At 59.1% G+C, this 15,810-nt stretch carries 16 protein-coding genes; 8 read left to right on the top strand and 8 right to left on the bottom strand.

Features of this window, described 5'->3' with window-relative positions; all coding sequences use genetic code 11:
* Nucleotide 1 precedes the first annotated feature (1 nt).
* Genes ACQY7U_RS06655 through ACQY7U_RS06645 form a run of 3 tightly spaced genes read right to left on the bottom strand, consistent with a single transcriptional unit; the run spans nucleotide 2 to nucleotide 2,060 of the window.
* Nucleotides 2–682, bottom strand: coding sequence for a precorrin-8X methylmutase (locus ACQY7U_RS06655; protein ID WP_428643029.1), 681 nt, complete (start codon nucleotides 680–682; stop codon nucleotides 2–4).
* Nucleotides 683–690: 8 nt separating this feature from the next.
* Entirely contained in the window at nucleotides 691–1,821 is a 1,131-nt protein-coding gene (locus tag ACQY7U_RS06650; protein ID WP_428643028.1) for a sirohydrochlorin chelatase, read from the bottom strand.
* The gene (locus ACQY7U_RS06645; protein WP_428643027.1) at nucleotides 1,821–2,060 is read right to left on the bottom strand and encodes a DUF6732 family protein; all 240 of its coding nucleotides are present in this window, start codon (nucleotides 2,058–2,060) and stop codon (nucleotides 1,821–1,823) included. Before ACQY7U_RS06645 ends, ACQY7U_RS06650 begins: the two co-directional genes overlap by 1 nt.
* A gap of 424 nt (nucleotides 2,061–2,484) precedes the next feature.
* On the opposite strand from ACQY7U_RS06645, the gene ACQY7U_RS06640 reads away from it, so the two are divergent.
* Nucleotides 2,485–3,003, top strand: coding sequence for a glycine cleavage system protein R (locus tag ACQY7U_RS06640; protein WP_428643026.1), 519 nt, complete (start codon nucleotides 2,485–2,487; stop codon nucleotides 3,001–3,003).
* Nucleotides 3,004–3,078: 75 nt separating this feature from the next.
* Nucleotides 3,079–3,405 carry a DUF1905 domain-containing protein gene (locus tag ACQY7U_RS06635; protein WP_428643024.1) on the top strand — a complete coding sequence of 109 codons (327 nt, stop codon included), beginning with the start codon at nucleotides 3,079–3,081 and terminating at the stop codon, nucleotides 3,403–3,405.
* 89 nt (nucleotides 3,406–3,494) lie between these two features.
* On the opposite strand, the gene ACQY7U_RS06630 is transcribed toward ACQY7U_RS06635, so the two are convergent.
* Nucleotides 3,495–4,343 carry a LysR family transcriptional regulator gene (locus tag ACQY7U_RS06630; RefSeq protein WP_428643023.1) on the bottom strand — a complete coding sequence of 283 codons (849 nt, stop codon included), beginning with the start codon at nucleotides 4,341–4,343 and terminating at the stop codon, nucleotides 3,495–3,497.
* A 91-nt stretch (nucleotides 4,344–4,434) separates the two neighbouring features.
* Here ACQY7U_RS06630 and ACQY7U_RS06625 point away from each other — a divergent pair, with 91 nt between their 5' ends.
* Complete coding sequence (locus ACQY7U_RS06625) at nucleotides 4,435–5,193, top strand: sulfite exporter TauE/SafE family protein (protein WP_428643022.1); 759 nt, start codon at nucleotides 4,435–4,437, stop codon at nucleotides 5,191–5,193.
* Between the two features lie 308 nt (nucleotides 5,194–5,501).
* Here the strand turns inward: ACQY7U_RS06625 and ACQY7U_RS06620 are convergent, their stop codons facing one another.
* From ACQY7U_RS06620 to ACQY7U_RS06605, 4 genes are all read right to left on the bottom strand, one after another.
* Entirely contained in the window at nucleotides 5,502–6,254 is a 753-nt protein-coding gene (locus ACQY7U_RS06620) for a DUF1194 domain-containing protein (RefSeq protein WP_428643020.1), read from the bottom strand.
* A gap of 245 nt (nucleotides 6,255–6,499) precedes the next feature.
* Nucleotides 6,500–7,792 (bottom strand): Hsp70 family protein, encoded by a 1,293-nt coding sequence (locus ACQY7U_RS06615; protein ID WP_428643018.1) that lies wholly within the window; start codon nucleotides 7,790–7,792, stop codon nucleotides 6,500–6,502.
* A 167-nt stretch (nucleotides 7,793–7,959) separates the two neighbouring features.
* Entirely contained in the window at nucleotides 7,960–8,628 is a 669-nt protein-coding gene (locus ACQY7U_RS06610) for a hypothetical protein (RefSeq protein ID WP_428643016.1), read from the bottom strand.
* 2 nt (nucleotides 8,629–8,630) lie between these two features.
* Nucleotides 8,631–10,031 (bottom strand): selenium-binding protein SBP56-related protein, encoded by a 1,401-nt coding sequence (locus ACQY7U_RS06605; RefSeq protein ID WP_428643015.1) that lies wholly within the window; start codon nucleotides 10,029–10,031, stop codon nucleotides 8,631–8,633.
* Between the two features lie 449 nt (nucleotides 10,032–10,480).
* On the opposite strand from ACQY7U_RS06605, the gene ACQY7U_RS06600 reads away from it, so the two are divergent.
* The 5 genes from ACQY7U_RS06600 to ACQY7U_RS06580 form a co-directional block, all read left to right on the top strand.
* A complete protein-coding gene (locus tag ACQY7U_RS06600) occupies nucleotides 10,481–11,374 on the top strand; it encodes a hypothetical protein (RefSeq protein ID WP_428643013.1) in 894 nt (297 codons plus the stop codon).
* Nucleotides 11,375–12,322: 948 nt separating this feature from the next.
* Nucleotides 12,323–12,613, top strand: coding sequence for a hypothetical protein (locus tag ACQY7U_RS06595; protein ID WP_428643012.1), 291 nt, complete (start codon nucleotides 12,323–12,325; stop codon nucleotides 12,611–12,613).
* A 5-nt stretch (nucleotides 12,614–12,618) separates the two neighbouring features.
* Nucleotides 12,619–13,452 carry a hypothetical protein gene (locus tag ACQY7U_RS06590; RefSeq protein WP_428643011.1) on the top strand — a complete coding sequence of 278 codons (834 nt, stop codon included), beginning with the start codon at nucleotides 12,619–12,621 and terminating at the stop codon, nucleotides 13,450–13,452.
* Nucleotides 13,453–13,488: 36 nt separating this feature from the next.
* A complete protein-coding gene (locus ACQY7U_RS06585) occupies nucleotides 13,489–14,763 on the top strand; it encodes a carbohydrate porin (protein ID WP_428643009.1) in 1,275 nt (424 codons plus the stop codon).
* Between the two features lie 78 nt (nucleotides 14,764–14,841).
* Nucleotides 14,842–15,810: serine hydrolase (locus ACQY7U_RS06580; protein WP_428643008.1), on the top strand; the 969-nt coding region annotated here is incomplete at its 3' end.

Below are 15,810 nucleotides of genomic sequence, written 5' to 3'. Positions count from 1 at the left end.
CTCAGCCTTCCTCCGGCAGACCGGCGGCAAGCGCATTGACCGCGGCGGCCGCCATCGCGGAGCCGCCACGGCGGCCCTTGACGACGAGATAGGGAATGCCGAACGGATTGGCGATCAGCGCCTCCTTCGATTCCGCCGCTCCGACAAAGCCGACCGCAAAGCCGAGCACCAGCGCCGGCCTCGGGCCGCCTGCGGCGACCATCTCCAGAAGATGGAACAGCGCCGTTGGCGCATTGCCGATTGCAACGACGGAACCTTCCAGGCGCTCGCGCCACAGCTCCACGGCGGCAGCGGACCGGGTGGTGCCGAGGCGCTTCGCCAGTTCGGGCACGGACACGTCGTTCAGCGTGCAGATGACGTCGCAGGCCTTCGGCAGTCGGGAACGGATGATGCCGTGGGCCACCATTTCCACGTCGCAGAAGACCTGCGTGGCGTTTTGAAAGGCCTCAAGGGCGGCGTCCGTCACGTCGTCCGACCAGGCAAGGTCCCGCGGCAGATCCGTCATGCCGCAGGCGTGGATCAGGCGCACGGCAACAGGGTGCAGCGCCTCCGGCAGATGCGATAACTCGGCTTCCGCCCGCACGATGGAAAAGGACTGGCGGTAGATCGCCGCCGGATCCTTTTCGTAGGTGTAGGACTTGGGCGCGTCCTGGGGCGCGTCCTGGGGCGCGTCGGTGGTCACGTTTGCCCTCAGCTTTCGCGGTTCAGCGACCTCGGCCCGTGCGGGTGATCCGCATGGGGGTAGGGATGGTGGTGATGGTCGTGCCCGTGATCATGGTTGTGATCATGCCCGTGGTCATGGCTGTGGCCATGATGGTGGTGGTGATCACCGTGGGAATGCGAATGGCCGTGCTCATGATCGTGGTGATGATGATGGCCGCCCGCCTGCACCTGTTTCTCGCAGGCACCCGTGCAGAACTCCTCGCAGAGCTGGCATTCGGCTTCCGCACCGAGGCCTTCCACATGGTGGTGGTGGCTTTCCTGGGCCAGGCCCACTTCCGCCTCGAAGCCGAGCACCTGTTCCCGGTACTTGCACATCTGGCAGTTCATCAGGTTGGCACCCTGCAGGATTTCCTGCACGCGGTCGGCCATCGTGTCGAGAACCTGCGGGTGGTCATTCAGATAGCCGGCCTTCAGGAACTCGATCTCCGGATGTTTTGCGGCAATCTCATCCGTGGTGCCGTAGATCCGCTGCACCAGAACACCGGTGAAGAGGAAATACGGGAAGACGATCACGCGCTTGTAGCCGAGCTTGGCGGCATGCTCGAGGCCCGGGCCGACAAGCGGGAAGGTCACACCGGAATAGCAGGTCTCCGCCCAGCCGAAGCCGAAACCTTCCCACAGCATGCGGGTGATCTTGCAAACGTTGGAGTTTGCGTCCGGATCGGAGGCGCCGCGACCGACCACCATCAGCAGGGTTTCGTGCAGGGGCACGTCGCTCTCCGCCGCGTCGATCGCTTCCTGGATGCGGGCCGCGGCAGCTTTTACCATGCGCGTGTCGACGGCAAGCTCACGCCCGTATGTGATCTTCATCTCCGGGTGCATTGCCTGGTAGGTGTTGAGCACGGAGGGAATGTCGTTCTTGGCGTGACCGGCGGCAAAGAGCATGCCGGGAACGGCCAGCACATGGGTGCAGCCTTGTTCACGCAGGCTGTTCAGCCCGTCATGGATCACCGGATTGGCGAATTCAAGATAGCCGTATTCCACCGGCCAGTCGGGAAAACGCGCGGTCAGGCCTTCGGCCAGTTGTGCAAACTGCTTCACGGCGCCCTTGTTGCGGCTGCCGTGGCCGCAAATCATCAGTCCGAGTTTTTCGCTCATTAAGCTGCTTCTCCGGCCGTCTCTTCGTCATCCGCATGGGCTTCCGGAACGTCGTCGGCTTTTTTCTGTTTCTTGTCTTTCAGGGCGATGATGCCTGCAACGAGAGCCGCACCGGCAAGCGCGGCAACACCCACCCAGTGGGAATGCCCGGCAAGCTCACCCAGATGGCTGCCATGGGCAAAGGCGGATGTCGGCAGTATGGCGGCGGCTAGGCCGGCAAGGATGGTCCGGTGGATCATGTCTCTCCCCCAATGCAGGCGCCGGGCCCAAGGCAGATGCCGGGCCGGCAGGTCGTGTCGTCAGCGTATGGGGAGATGAAAGCAAACACGCGCAAATGCCGGACATTCCGGTCAATTTGCAGATGCCTTGGACAGCTCCGGCCTTGGTCCCCTGTATGGGTCAACCGCATCCGGAATCGCTCTCAGTCCCTCCATGGGACGCCGTCAGGTGGCGGCACCTTAGGGGAGGCGGTCAGGCGGATCAAGCATGAAAGCGACATCGCGTGGCCTGTATGAACACGGTTGGAGAAGGCTGGCCGGGCTTGCGTCGAATGCGCCGGAGCGAGGTCGCGAATTCGATCCCGGTGGACGTTTGCAGGCTTGTCATCGGGGCGCCCGGAAGGTCTAGTAAGGTCATTGCAACGCGAACCGATAGCGGGGCCCCATGCAAAACCATCTCGTCTTCACCGTCATCGCCACGGACCGTCCGGGTCTTGTGGAGCGGATCGCCGACATTATTGCCAGCCTTGAAGGCAACTGGATCGAAAGTTCCATGGCCCGTCTCGGGGGGGAATTCGCCGGCATCGTGCGCGTCGGCATTGCGGCGGAACGCTCCGACGAACTGGTCGAATTGTTGCGCAAGCTGTCGGACGATGGCATCGACATCACGTTGCGGTCCGACAAAACGGGAGAGGAAGCCCCGAAAGGCACGGCGGCCCATCTCGATCTCGTCTCGCAGGATCACCCGGGAATCCTGCGCGACATCACCCATGTTCTGAGCAAGCAGGGCGTCAGCATCGAACATCTGGAAACCTCGGTGGCTGCCGGCTCCATGCACGGGGAAGCCCTCTTCAAGGCCTCCGCAGATCTCCGCCTGCCTGTCGGCCTCGACCCCGCCGACCTGAGCGACGCGCTTCAGGAAACGGCAGGAGACATGATGGCGGATGTCAATCTGGTTGACTGACACTGCCCGGATGCGGGAAGAGACTTGCGGTCCGCGGTGACGGACCGACGGGACTTATTCGCAAAGAGGCGCGTCTTGCTCGATCAGATGGACTTTTCCGGAGAGCTTTGGCTGCACAAGGGCCAGGGCGGCTGGACCTTCATCACCCTGCCGCCGGACTGCGCCGACCAGATCCGCTTTGTCACCGGCAGCTCCAAGGGTAAATCGGGGGGCAAGGCCTGGGGCATGATCAAGGTCCGGGCGCGCATCGGTTCCACGAAATGGGATACCACCATCTGGCCGGACAAGGCCTCCGGCTCCTTCCTGCTGCCGGTCAAGGCGGCGGTGCGCAAGGCCGAGAAGATTGGCGCGGGGGATCGGGTGGATGTTGCACTTTCCGTGTTGGCGGCACAGGGGTTCTAGGCGTAGGGCCTAAAAACAGAAGGTAGGCCCGGATGTCGGCTTCGAGCCCTTCTTTCCCGCCTGGCTGTTGTTGCGGATGACTGTTTTGATCAGCACCTGACGGAAGCTTCAAATAGATCCAATAGCAGAGAGGTGTCAGAAGCGCCTTCCGACTCCTTTTGATAACCTGCTAATGCAATCGGTGACAAATCGGGAAGCGATAAACTCGCCGGAGCGATATGCAGAGGTCGAACGACCGCCGATATGGGCATGACAGTTAGCGCCAGCCCGGCCTGTACGAGTGCTCGAACCCCGATGGGGTGCGGGCTGAGATGCGTGATATGCCCGTGGCGGCCGACTTCGTCCAGCGCGCGCAGCGCATAACGCCTTAAATCACGGCCGTCTGTCAGAAACGCAAGCGGCACGGTTTCGCCGTCCGGCATCTGGAAGTGTTTCGCGCAGACCCAAACAAGGGGCTGTGAATGGACGAACATGCGGCCAGCATGACGCCCTTGGTCCATCATGAATGCGACGTCGATTTCTCCATCGTCCAGACGTTTCAGGAGCGCGTCGCTGCGGTCACATTGAATTTGAATTTGAACGTCCGGCCTGTGCGTCGCGAACGCTGCGAGGACATCGCAGACAACCGACATGGCAAGTGTCACCGTTGTCCCAAGGCGAATTATCCGGCGTGCCCCAGTGGTGCGAACTGTTTCAACGGCTTCTTCCGAGAGAATGAGGAGGCGGCGGGCATACACGAGAAAGGCCTCGCCTTCGGGTGTAAGCCGCATTACCTGACCGCGTCCGCGGGCAAACAGCTGCCGGCCGATGGAAGTTTCCAGTTTTCGTATCTGAGCGCTGACAGCAGATTGCACCGTGTTGCGCTGCTCGGCGACGGTGGTGAAGTTCAAGACCTCGGCGGCCAGCACGAATGTCTTGAGGGCATTAAGATCGAACATAATCTCAATTTGCGATTTTTAGAGAAGAATAAAAGTGTTTCCGTGTTTCATCATCATTCGGTACCAGATCCACAAACGCAAGGAATTGATTATGGATCTGTCACTTTCATTCTATGTCGTCTCAATTATTGCCATCCTGATCACCGGCATCTCAAAAAGCGGTTTTGGCGGCGGGTTGGGGGTCATGGCCGTCCCCATCATGTCCCTCTTTGTTGCCCCTCAGTTCGCGGCCGCAGTCCTGATGCCCGTCCTTCTGGCGATGGACGTTCTAATAGCCTGGCGCTACCGGCATCAGTGGAATCGTCCGATTGTTTTCGCCCTGTTGCCCGGAGCGCTCGTCGGTCTTGGCATTGGCGGTGTCACATTTCAGTACATGCACGCAGATGCGATCAGGTTTGTTGTCGGCTTGCTTGCCCTGTTCTTTGTGATGCAGTTTCTTGCACAGAGACGCCAACTGAGGGTCGCGCGCCAAACACCTGAAATTGTCATCAGTTTCCTGGGGGGCGTTTCAGGTTTTGCGAGCTTTGTCGCCCATGCCGGCGGACCACCAGTAAAGGGATACCTTCTGCGCCAGAAACTCGAGAAGGCGACCTTCGTGGGCACGAATACAATGTACTTTTTCACATTGAATGCGCTAAAGACAATTGCATATGGGTCAGCCGGAACTCTGGCTAAAGAAAGCTTGATGATCAGCCTGTTCATGACACCGTTTCTTTTTGTCGGCGTCTATGCGGGGACGTGGCTGCACCGCCTTGTCGATCAAGGCAGCTTTGTGAAGATCGTTTATGGGTTTCTCGCGATCACGGCAGGAAAATTGCTGATCGATAGCGTCCCGCGCCTATTTTTTTGATAATCCAATGCAGTCGACCACCAAGCGCGTGCATTCGATAGCCGGCACAAGTTCGCCAATCAGCGAAAGCCCGCTCCGTTCGCAAAGCCCGCCTTGAGCGAAGCCGATTTCAAATGATGTAGGCGCTTGGTGCCTGCACGGCTGAGGAGGCTGCTGATGTCCGATCAATCATAGTTCGCCGAAGGCCGAATGAGCGACGCTTAATGGTGCGCCTTGACTTGTCCGGGTCCGGTCAGGAACCTGAAGGTTTTTTGCTGACAAGGCAATGACAGCGGGTCCTTTCTCGCGGATCGTTCGAGAACCTGATCCTAGCGAATGCCCGGGCTGTCAATCCTGGCCAGATACGGACAGACCTCGATAGAACAGCCGCGTGCGGCGACCGGCGTGCCGATCTCGCGTAGAAACTTGAGCCGCATCGCCCGCGCAAAGTCCGGGAAATCCTGCGCGGTAATGACAAATGCACCGGGCCCGCCAATGAGGTGCCGGCGAAAATGGCGCGTAACGTTGGGCGGATCTTCCTCAATGGCCAGTCCGTTTATGACGATGCCTCTGGCGACCAGTCTGTCGCGCGCTTTCTCAAGCAGCGGGACGTCATCTGCGTGACCATTGCCGGAGACATCGATCACCTGACGCACCGCAGGTATGGGGGCTTGTGTGAGCATCTCCCCGGCAAATTCAACGCCTGCATGTATCATCGTGTTGCCGCCGGCGAGACGGCGGGGCATCGCCAAGATTCTTTCGGCCAACGCATCGATGTCGCGTTTCTCACGCAGATGCGTCCACTTCAACGCAACCGCCTGGTGTCTGGCGCTTGCCCATTGCACGATGGCTACATTGATCCCGCCGGGGGCCTGGATGATGGCCGCCTGCACATCAGAATCCCGAAGCGCGGTCGCAATTCCGGTTCGCTGCAACTCGAATTCCTGATCATTGACACTGGCTGAAGCATCCACGGCCAGTACCAGGTTCAAATGCGAATTGTTCTGGGCGGACGTGCGGAGTGCCGTCGTGAAGAGGATAAGTCCCACAAAAAGCAATAAACCTGTCGCAACTCGGCACAAGGCACCCTCCGGCTCAGCAAATCGTTCACGCCGGGCAGATCGAAGACGATGCGTGATGCGCTCCGCCAAATGTTCTTGGGCGGAAATCCGTTGAATTGATCAGGCGAGCAAATCCCGCATTTGGTCTCCTTGCCAGGCGAACCTATCAAAGGAAGCGGCCGCTGTTGTTTCAACGCACAAAACGGTGAATTGCCCGAGCTGTTCGGGAAATGCGTTGTGCCCCTGAAGACCGGGTGAGAGGTGTATCAGGCCGCCAGCGCCCAGTCGCCGGCATCTTCCCGGGCGCCGATCAGGGCGAGGCCGTTTGCGACCGAAGTCAGCTCGTTGCCGCCGGAGATGCGTTCCTCACCGAAGCGTTCGGCGAACTGCCGCCGCACGGCCGGAACGAAAGACGTGCCGCCGGTCATGAACACCCGGTCGATGTGTTTTTCCGCAAGACCCGACTTTTCCAGCGTGGCGTCGAGCGCCTTGTCCATCTTCTTGAGATCCGGCGCGATCCAGCGCTCGAAGTCCTGGCGCGAGACTTCAGCCCGGAAGTCCTTCCCGAGCGGCGCGAAGGTGAGTTCCGCTCCGTCTTCGCAGGACAACCGCGCCTTGGTTTCGGAAACGGATTTATAGAGCGGGTAGCCCTGATCTTCCTCGACAAGGTCGATGAAGAGCTCGATCTTTTCCGGGTCCAGGCAATAGCGCAGCAGCTTCTTCATCTCCTTGAAGTCGTCGGAGGTCTTGAAGATCGACAGCATGTGCCAGCGGGCGAAGTTGGAAAAGAGATTGGGCGGGATCTCCAGCACCTTGCCCATGCTCTTGTAGGACGAGCCCTTGCCGAGCTTCGGCAAGACGACGTTGTCGATGATGCGGTAGTCGAAGGTGTCGCCGGCAATGCCGATGCCGCCACGTCCGAGCGGGGTTGCAGACAGATGCCCGGCGTTTGTCTCGAAGCGCATCAGCGAATAGTCGGTGGTGCCGCCGCCAAGGTCGGCAACCAGAATGGTCGTGTCCTGTTCCAGCGACTGCGCGTAGGAAAAGGCCGCCCCGACCGGCTCCATCACGAAGAGAATGTCCCGGAAACCGAGCTTTTCAAAGGCTGCCCGGTAGCGCGACATGGCAAGTGCCTCGTCCGGACTGTGCCCCGCAAATTCGACCGGACGGCCGACGACAAGACGGACGGAAGCCGGGTCGAAAGCGGAGCCGGCCCGCTCGAAGGCGCATTTGAGAAATGTCGCCATCAGGTCTTCGAACTCGAACCGGGAGCCATAGATGCCGGTGCCCTTGAAGGCGGCGCTGGCGGCGAAGCTTTTCAGGGACTGGATGAAACGCACATCGCCGTAGCTTTCCAGAAACTGCCGGATCGCCCAGGGACCGACTTCCGGATGCGGGCCTCTGGCCGGGCTGCGATCGAGAAAGCTCAGGACGGTCGGCAGGGATGTGAAAGCTTCCGCGCCGTCGGCAAAGGAAACCGGAACCGTGCCGCCCACACCTGTTGCCGAAACCGCGACCGTATTGGACGTTCCGAAATCAAGTCCGATGGTCTCGGTCATGGCAGCGATCCTTCTCACAGCAAAAACGCGGGCGAACCACCAGCAGCAAGGGTGGCGGCAAGGGGCGGTCCCGGCAGGGACGGTGGGTCTGTAACGTGAAGTGGGCCGCGCTGGATAAGGGAAAAGCCTTCAAAAGGCAAGGGGGAGGGGCAGGAGCGGGCCAAATTCTAATTGGTGAATGGCAAGGTGGCGACGCTGATCAGCCCGATGGCGATCAGGCTTATCGCCCAGACCACGTCCAGATTGAACCAGCTTTTCGATATGAAACGCAATCCGAGCCACTCGTGAACGGCAAATGCGGTGGCGCCACCGCTCACAATCATCGCAAGCGCATGCACAACGGACACGGTCAGCGCGGTGCCGAGGTTGGAACCCATCAGCGTTGCGGTGGCCTGATGACCGGCGCCGAGGTCCGCCGTGCTGCACAGGCCGAGATAGATGGGAACCAGCATGAGGCCGGCGCCATGGGCCACGGCCACGGCAAACGACCAGAAGATCAGCTTTGACGGCGGGATTCTGGCGATAAATCGCGGATGCCGCGGCCTGGCAAGCAGGTAAATTCCGGCCGCAATGACCAGCAATCCGGCGCCGAGACGGATCTGCGTTGTCCAGGCGACAAGAAAGGTCAAAACGGCAAACGGCATGAGGATGCCCGCCATGGCCAGGAAATGACCGATGGCGAGCGGCCCGAGGGAAATGAGCAGGTCGCGGCGTCCGTTCCCCATCAATCCGGCTGAAACGGCCAGCGGCCATCCCATGCCGGGGTTGATGCCATGATAGACGCCGCTGGCGATGACGGCAGCCCAAAGACCTGCGGTCGTCCAGTCGGTTTCCAATGTCAGACGGACGGATAGCAGAAGGAATCCGTCGAACAGTCACCGCCTTCCAGCCGGATCTGGTGTGTGCGGTAGCCATCCGGGAATTCGACGAAGAAATCCTTGTCCAGTGCAAAGGAGCCGTCTTCTCCGACATCCGCCTTCACCATCGCGGCGGGGACGCCGTCCGGATAGAACTGGTCGTCCCAGGTGGAATAGAGCGAGTTGGTCCAATAGACCCGTTTGCCGTCACGGCTGATTTCGACCATCTGCGGGCCGCCCTTGTAGACGCCTCCGCCTGGATGAGCGGTCTTGCGCGTAATTCCGCCGATATGGATGGATCCGGCGAGGACCGGGTTCATCGGGTCGGAAACGTCGTACTGGCGCATCTCGCCGGTTCCCCAGCAGGAGACGTAGAGATACCGGTCATCGAGCGACAGGTCGATGTCGGTAATCAGCGGCGGCACCGCCTCAAATCCTGCCAGCAGGGGCGGCAGGTCGTCCTTGGCGGCCGCTTCAGGCGGGATCGTTGCCGTTTTTTTGCAATGAAACTTTCCGCCCTCACGCCACCATGTCCAGATCGACCCTTCCAGATTGGTCGTGTCGACCACAACGCCGACGAAGCCGTACTCCTTCACCGGGTCGTGGGCGGGCCTGACTTCCAGTGCCATCTGGTGGTTTTCGCCAAGGTCGATGGTCTGGACGTTGCGCCGCTCGCGCAGGTTCCAGAAATGAATGCGATGGCCGTATTTGTTTGACAGGAGGTCTTCGGGAACGATGCCGTTTTCAAACTGCGGCGGCAGAGCCCATTCGCTGGAGACCATGTAGTCGCGCGGCAGGTTCCACCAGAAATCGTAATGCTTTTCCTGCGGGCCTCGGTCGATTTCATAGCGGCCGATGATGTCGAAGGTTTCGCAGTCCATGAGGAAGATCCCCGGAGGTCCGTCAGTGCCGTCCGGTCCGCCCCCGCCGAGCGTCGAGACATAGATGCCTTCCGGTCCGCAATGGATGGTGTGCGGCCGGGAGTAACCGGTCTTGGCGAAGACTTCCTCCGGCTCGATGATCTTGTGGATCGAGGCTTTGGTCGGGTCGGGCTTGGTGTCGATGATGTAGATGCGTGACGACCGCATTCCGGGAATGATGAGATAGCGGCGTTCAAGAAAGGCATGGCCCGTGAGGGGCGACAGGGCCGAGGAACAGGCGTTCCAGCCGAAATGGTGAAACTCGTCCCCCTTGTTCGGCATCATCACGGTGTGAACCACCTTGCCGAAACTGGCGGAGCCGGGTTTGACGTCGATGACGGCAAGTCCGTCTGGTTGCGAAAAATCGGCGCTGAGCATCAGTGTGTAGGCAAAGGTCTCGACTGGCGCCTGCATGGCCAGTTTCGCCGAAGCATGGAAAGTCGGATCAGGTCTTACGGTCATGGGTCTTCTCCCAATTGGTACGCCAGCCTGGGTAAGGACCATGTTTGGGGAAGCTTTGATAGAGCTTTGATCGGCAGCGTACGCGGCCATCATATCACGCTTACGCAGTGTAATCTTTCAAGCGTGTTGTCTCGCGTGTGCGCTGGCTGAAAATCAGCGTTTCGAAGTGGTGCCTGGAAGAGAAAATGGCGGACAGAGAGGTTGTGCGAGTAACCTTGAAAGTCAAGCACATACTCTGTCCAACCATGGAAAAGGCGGCGTTGAAAGGATTGAGGAAATCGACGCAGCGTCCAACCGGAGAATGTCGACTGCATTATGGCTTTATCAGCATCGCTCCACGATTTCCGGTCCCGCGGTCCAGGCGCTCCGCAAGCGGTTCCAACTCAGCACCGGTGACGCCATCACGGCCACGAAAGAAGCACACCTTCTAGCGTATCCGAGGGCGTAAAATGGCGATCCTCAAGGAGAATGACGTCCTGTTCGCTCACAAGGCGCTTAATATCATGCAGGGTGTTACTGAAGCGACTAGACGAGTGGCCGGTGCGATCATCGATCATTTCAACAAGCGGACTGGTCAATGTGATCCCGGCATTGAGCGGCTTGTCACCTTGCTCGGTATTAATCGGGCGACGGTCATTCGTGCGACTGAGACGCTTCATGAACTCGATTTGATCGAGAAGTCCAGTCATGGCGGTAAATCGCATCGCGCCAGCTATGTACCGAATTGGGCTCGGTTCCGTGCCATCGTCGAAGATTGGGACGCTCGGATGAAAACGGGAGAGGGGCCTGACACATTGTCCGACGCACCAGAAATCAACGTCGTACGCGTGCGACGTTCAAAGTCACTGGGACGCGACGTTCAAGGTCGCGAGGATGCGACGTTTAACGTCGCACCGCTGCAACCCAAACCCATCGAAGAAACCCATCGAAAGAACCAATCGGGTAAACCCCTCGAAGCCGGGTGGGCAGAAAAGCCGCCGCAAGAGCCGCAACCGCAGAGCCAATTGAAAGCACATCAAGGGCTCTTGAGGGAAGACACGTCGAGGGCGCAGAGTTTCCTTCTCCTGCCCATCAATGGAGGCGATTGCCGCAGCCATAGCAAGGCGGCAAGGTCATCGGCGGAACGACGATGGAACAAGGCCGCAACAAACCTTTGCAAAAGAGACTATGCCGCAATTCTCGATTGGATGACGCCTGACAGGCAGGAGGCAGCCACACAAGCCGAGATGGCAAGAAAGGGCGGCGGACTAGAGTATATCCTTGCCGCGATGCGGACCAGGAAGCGCAGACGTACGGTTGATCAAGGTGATTTGTCCCACCTGCGATCGATTGTTATTGCGTAATGTTCAAATGCGCCGCAAATTCGTAGCCACTCGAACGAGTAAATTTCTTCGCGAGCAGATGAGGCGTTCGGACATGGGCGGGTCCTTCCCGCTAGTTTGTTGAAAGCGGGACAGGCTGCGGCGCGTGTGGTTTGCCTTTGGGTGGTTCCAGCTCAGTTGATGATTTCATTATTGTTGTTTTTTTACCGTCGAGATTGATCGAATGATGACTAAGCTAAGGCTAGTGCGCGCTGGGTCCGGGTAGAGGAGCAACTGCCTTTGTGGCACGAGTGTCGAAGGGGCTTGGCATCAACCGTCATCTGGCTTTCTCAGGATCCTTGATTCTTCCTCGAAATCAGTCACTCCCTTTCCCCGCAGCGAATTCCCGTTTCGAACCCTTTCTGGGAAAAGTCGCCGTCAGCACATTCGCAATAGGTGCATCCCTTCGACACGATTGGTCGGTACGGAATGCGCGATGTGCATCTTGGAGAAAACGCCGAGGAGCTCCCCTCTGGGTCCCACGACTACTTGAGCGATTTGGAGGCCGTTAGAGGTAATAATTGGAGTGCCGTAGGCAATGGTGAGTCCGTAATCGCGGGCAACATTTCGCGCCGCGAAACTGGGTCCATCCAACGGCTCGGCAAGCTAGTCAAGCTTCTCGAAAGACTTGCGCGAACACTCTAAGCTTGACAGCTCGGGCAGAACCACAAGGTCAATTGGTTCCGGCCCCCCCCCCTGCCTGCTGTTCTGAGACAATGGAGGCGGAGCGTCCAAGGTGGCGGTCGCGCGCGAAAGCGTCACGGGTATCTAACCAACGAAGAGCGACGAGGACCGCGTCTGGCGGAATCTGTCCTTTCTGAGGGTGGTGTCTGGATTATGACACTCAATCGTTGCAGCCTTTGAGACCAAAAGGGTCTTGGAAAACAAGCCGGCGCCGTGAAGTGCGTGAATGAACATGGATATCCGATAATGAAGTTTGTGAAGCTGTTGGCCCCATCGATAATCTTGACAGTTTTGCCCTTTGCAATGGCGTCGGCAACTGCTGCCGATACACCACCGAAGACCGCAATCTGTAATTACGTTCCCGCCAATGGGGAAAAGGGAACCACGGTGGTCTTTTATCTTACCGCCTATGACGCCGACGGCACGGCGTATTATCGCACGTTCTCGGCTCAAACTATTGAAATCACGAGACTTCCAGACGGCTCCATCGGGACGACCTCTCATCCGTGCACGGGAGAAATCGAATTCCAAAATTAACCGCCATGAACAAGTTGAGAGTCACTTTTGCCGGCGCGTTTTGCCTGTCAGTTTTCTGTCAATTCGGCGCACTTGCTCAGGATGCCTGCGACGAGGCCTGCCAAGCGGCGCGCAAGGCGCAGGACCCGCTTGCAGACGTCCGCGCGATCATGACGGACAATACCATTTCGTTCGGCACAGCGGATGAGCAGACAGGCTATGGCTTTCAGATCCAGCCGGTCTATTCCATTCCGACCGAATACGGCTTCAATTTCATCGCCCGCGGCATCCTTCCGGTTGTCGGGGTGCACAATGGCGCGGCCTTTCCGAAGCTCGGACCGGATCAGATCGGCGGCACAGGCTACACCTGGGGCCTGTCTGACATCATGCTTCAGGGCTTCCTCGTGCCGCAGATCGAAAACCTGCCTTTCAAGGTCGGTTTCGGTCCTCAGGTCTCGCTCAGAAGCCGGACGGATGACGTCGTTGGCGGTCCCGGCTGGGGAGCCGGGCTTGGAGGCGTGATCTTCGGCTTTGCCGGCGATCTTTCGTATGGTGCTCTGGTCGCTCATCACTGGGGCGAGGACAACTTCAACCTGACAACGGTTCAGCCCATCGCCATGTACAATCTGGATCTCTTCGGCGGGTCTTATGTCGGTTACAACAATTCCGTCACCTACAACTGGACCGCAAAGGCCGGAGACCGGTGGCAGGTCCCCGTCGGGCTGACGGTCGGCAAGACCTTCGTCTTGGACGGTGGCTACGCGGTTGATGCCAGCCTCGGCGGTTATGCCCTCGCCGCCCGTCCCGAAGGTGGCGCGGATGCGCAGCTGAAATTCGGGCTTTCCGTTTTCTTCCCATAGAGGTGTGGAGTTGGGAAACGCAATCTGGATTGTGAAATGAAACCGATAAGCTTGAGCCTGGCTCTCAGTTTGTGTGCCGTGCCCGCATTGGCCATTGCGCAAACAGCCCCGCCTGCCGGTGACGCGCCCGTCATTCGAAATCCGAACGACGTTCCCAATGTCATCCGGGATGCCAACACGCCGAAGGACAGCCTGGTCAGGGAAACACCTGCAACCGGGTTTCTGGATCGCTGGTTTGCCTTCAAGAACAGTCTTTATGAACAAACCGGCTTCAAATTTTCCGTCGCCTATCATCAGGTGGTTCAGGTCGCATCGAGCGACAATCGCTGGGAGACCGGCTCCGGTGCAGGGGCCGAATTCGATTTCACCTGGGAGGTGTTCGGCCGCAACGGCACCGGCCCCAAAGGTCTGGTCGGCGGCAAGGCCGAGACGCGGTTCAACTTCCTGAACGCGACCGCGGCGCAGTCCGTGGCACCGAAGGCCGGATCGATCTGGACCGGGGCGGCCGGTTACGGCGAACAGGATCTTTCCATTCCGCAGCTCTGGTACGAGCATCACCTTGTCCGTGACCGGGTTCTGTTCCGGGTAGGCAAGATCGCACCCTTCGCGGTGTTCGACTACAACAAGTACAAGAGCCCGCGCACCGGGTTCATCGGCCAGCCGCAGAATGTCAATCCGACGATCCCCTATCCAGCTTCCGCACTCGGCTTCGGGGGCGGGGCGAGGCTCACGAACGGTATCTTTTTTGCCGGCGGCCTGTTCGATGCGAACGGATCCCCGATCAAGGACGGCTTCGACAGCTTCTTCAACCAGCGGGAATTCTTCGCCATCGGCGAAGTCGGCTGGACGCCGGATTTCGTCGAAGGGCTGGAGCCGGGCAAGGATTACACGCCCGGCAACGATGACTACCATCTGACGTTCTGGCATTCGGACGGGCGCAAGGACATCGGACGTCCGGAAGGCTGGGGCTTTACCGGATCGGTTCAGAAAGGCTTCGGTTCGGTCGTGCCGTTCGCGCGTTACGGCTATTCCAGTGGAGGCGCGACATCGCTCAAGCATCTGGTGAGCATTGGAGCCGGCTATGAAGGCCTGTTCGGATATGACGACGATGTCCTCGCCGTCGGTCTGAACTGGGGGGAGCCGTCAAATTCCGCGCTCGATCCGCAATATGGATTTGAAGCTTTCTACCGCATGCAACTTACGCCGCAGATCGCCGTGACGCCGGATGTCCTGGTGATCGTCGACCCCGCGACCGATCCGTCGAGCGATGTGCTTGGCGTGTTTTCAATCAGGGGGCGGATTGCGCTTTGATTTCATTTCGGCTGGCAAACAGGACGAGCTATGCAGTCCAGTTATAAAAGTATGTTTTATTACAGAAAGTTAAGAGGAGTGAGTGGTGTGATTGGTACCGGGTCTCTATTCAAGAAAGTCCTCTTCACAACAGCAGCCATGACGCTGGTGTCAGTGACCACTTCCGCGATCGCACAGGAAGCGGACAAATACGCGACGGCCAAGGAACTCGGCCTGATGGAGGGCTTTCCGCCGCCGCCCGACAAGCAGGTGAACAAGTCCAACGCCCTACAGAACCCGCCGTACAACCGCTGGGCTTATCAACACATGCGGATGTTCTATCCTACGGCGAATGTTCCGGCGGCCGACAAGCCGGTGCCGCTCAGCAAGACGATAGACTGGACGATAGAAGACGGCGTCAAGATCATGGAACCGGGTACGGGCAACACCAAGAGCCTCGCCGATTGGCAGAAGGAGACCTGGACTGACGCCCTCGTCGTGATCCGCGGCGACCAGATCGTTTACGAGAACTATCTCAACGGCATGACCCCGAACCAGCCGCACCAGATGATGTCCGCGACCAAATCCTTCGGCGGGCTTCTCGGGCTGATTGCCGTCGCGAATGGCAAGCTGGAGGAAAGCGACCTCGTCGCGGATTACGTCAGCGAACTCGGTGTGGAAGACGGCGCCTTTGCGAACGCAACCTTCGGCCAGGTTCTCGACATGACCAACTCCATGGATTTCACCGAGGTTTACGACGACCCTAAGTCAGGCATCATGACCTACGTATCCGTGCTTGGCTGGAAGCCGAAACTGGAGGGCGTCGAGTATCCGGACAGCCTTTATGACTACCTGGCGACGCTCAAGACCGACAAGGCTCACAAGGACGGCGAAATCTTCCACTACCAGACGCCCAAGACCGACGTCGTCAACTGGGTGACCAACCGCGCGAACAACGCGTCGTTCCAGGAGGCACTCTACAACGACGTCTGGTCGAAGATCGGCACTGAGGGTGAGACCTATGTGCTGCTCGACAACAATGCCACGCTGGTGGCCGGTGGCGGCCTG

Source organism: Roseibium sp. (genome assembly GCF_050301095.1).
Lineage (GTDB): Bacteria > Pseudomonadota > Alphaproteobacteria > Rhizobiales > Stappiaceae > Roseibium.
Note: the sequence above shows the minus strand (reverse complement) of the source record. Positions and strands in the feature narration are given on the sequence as shown.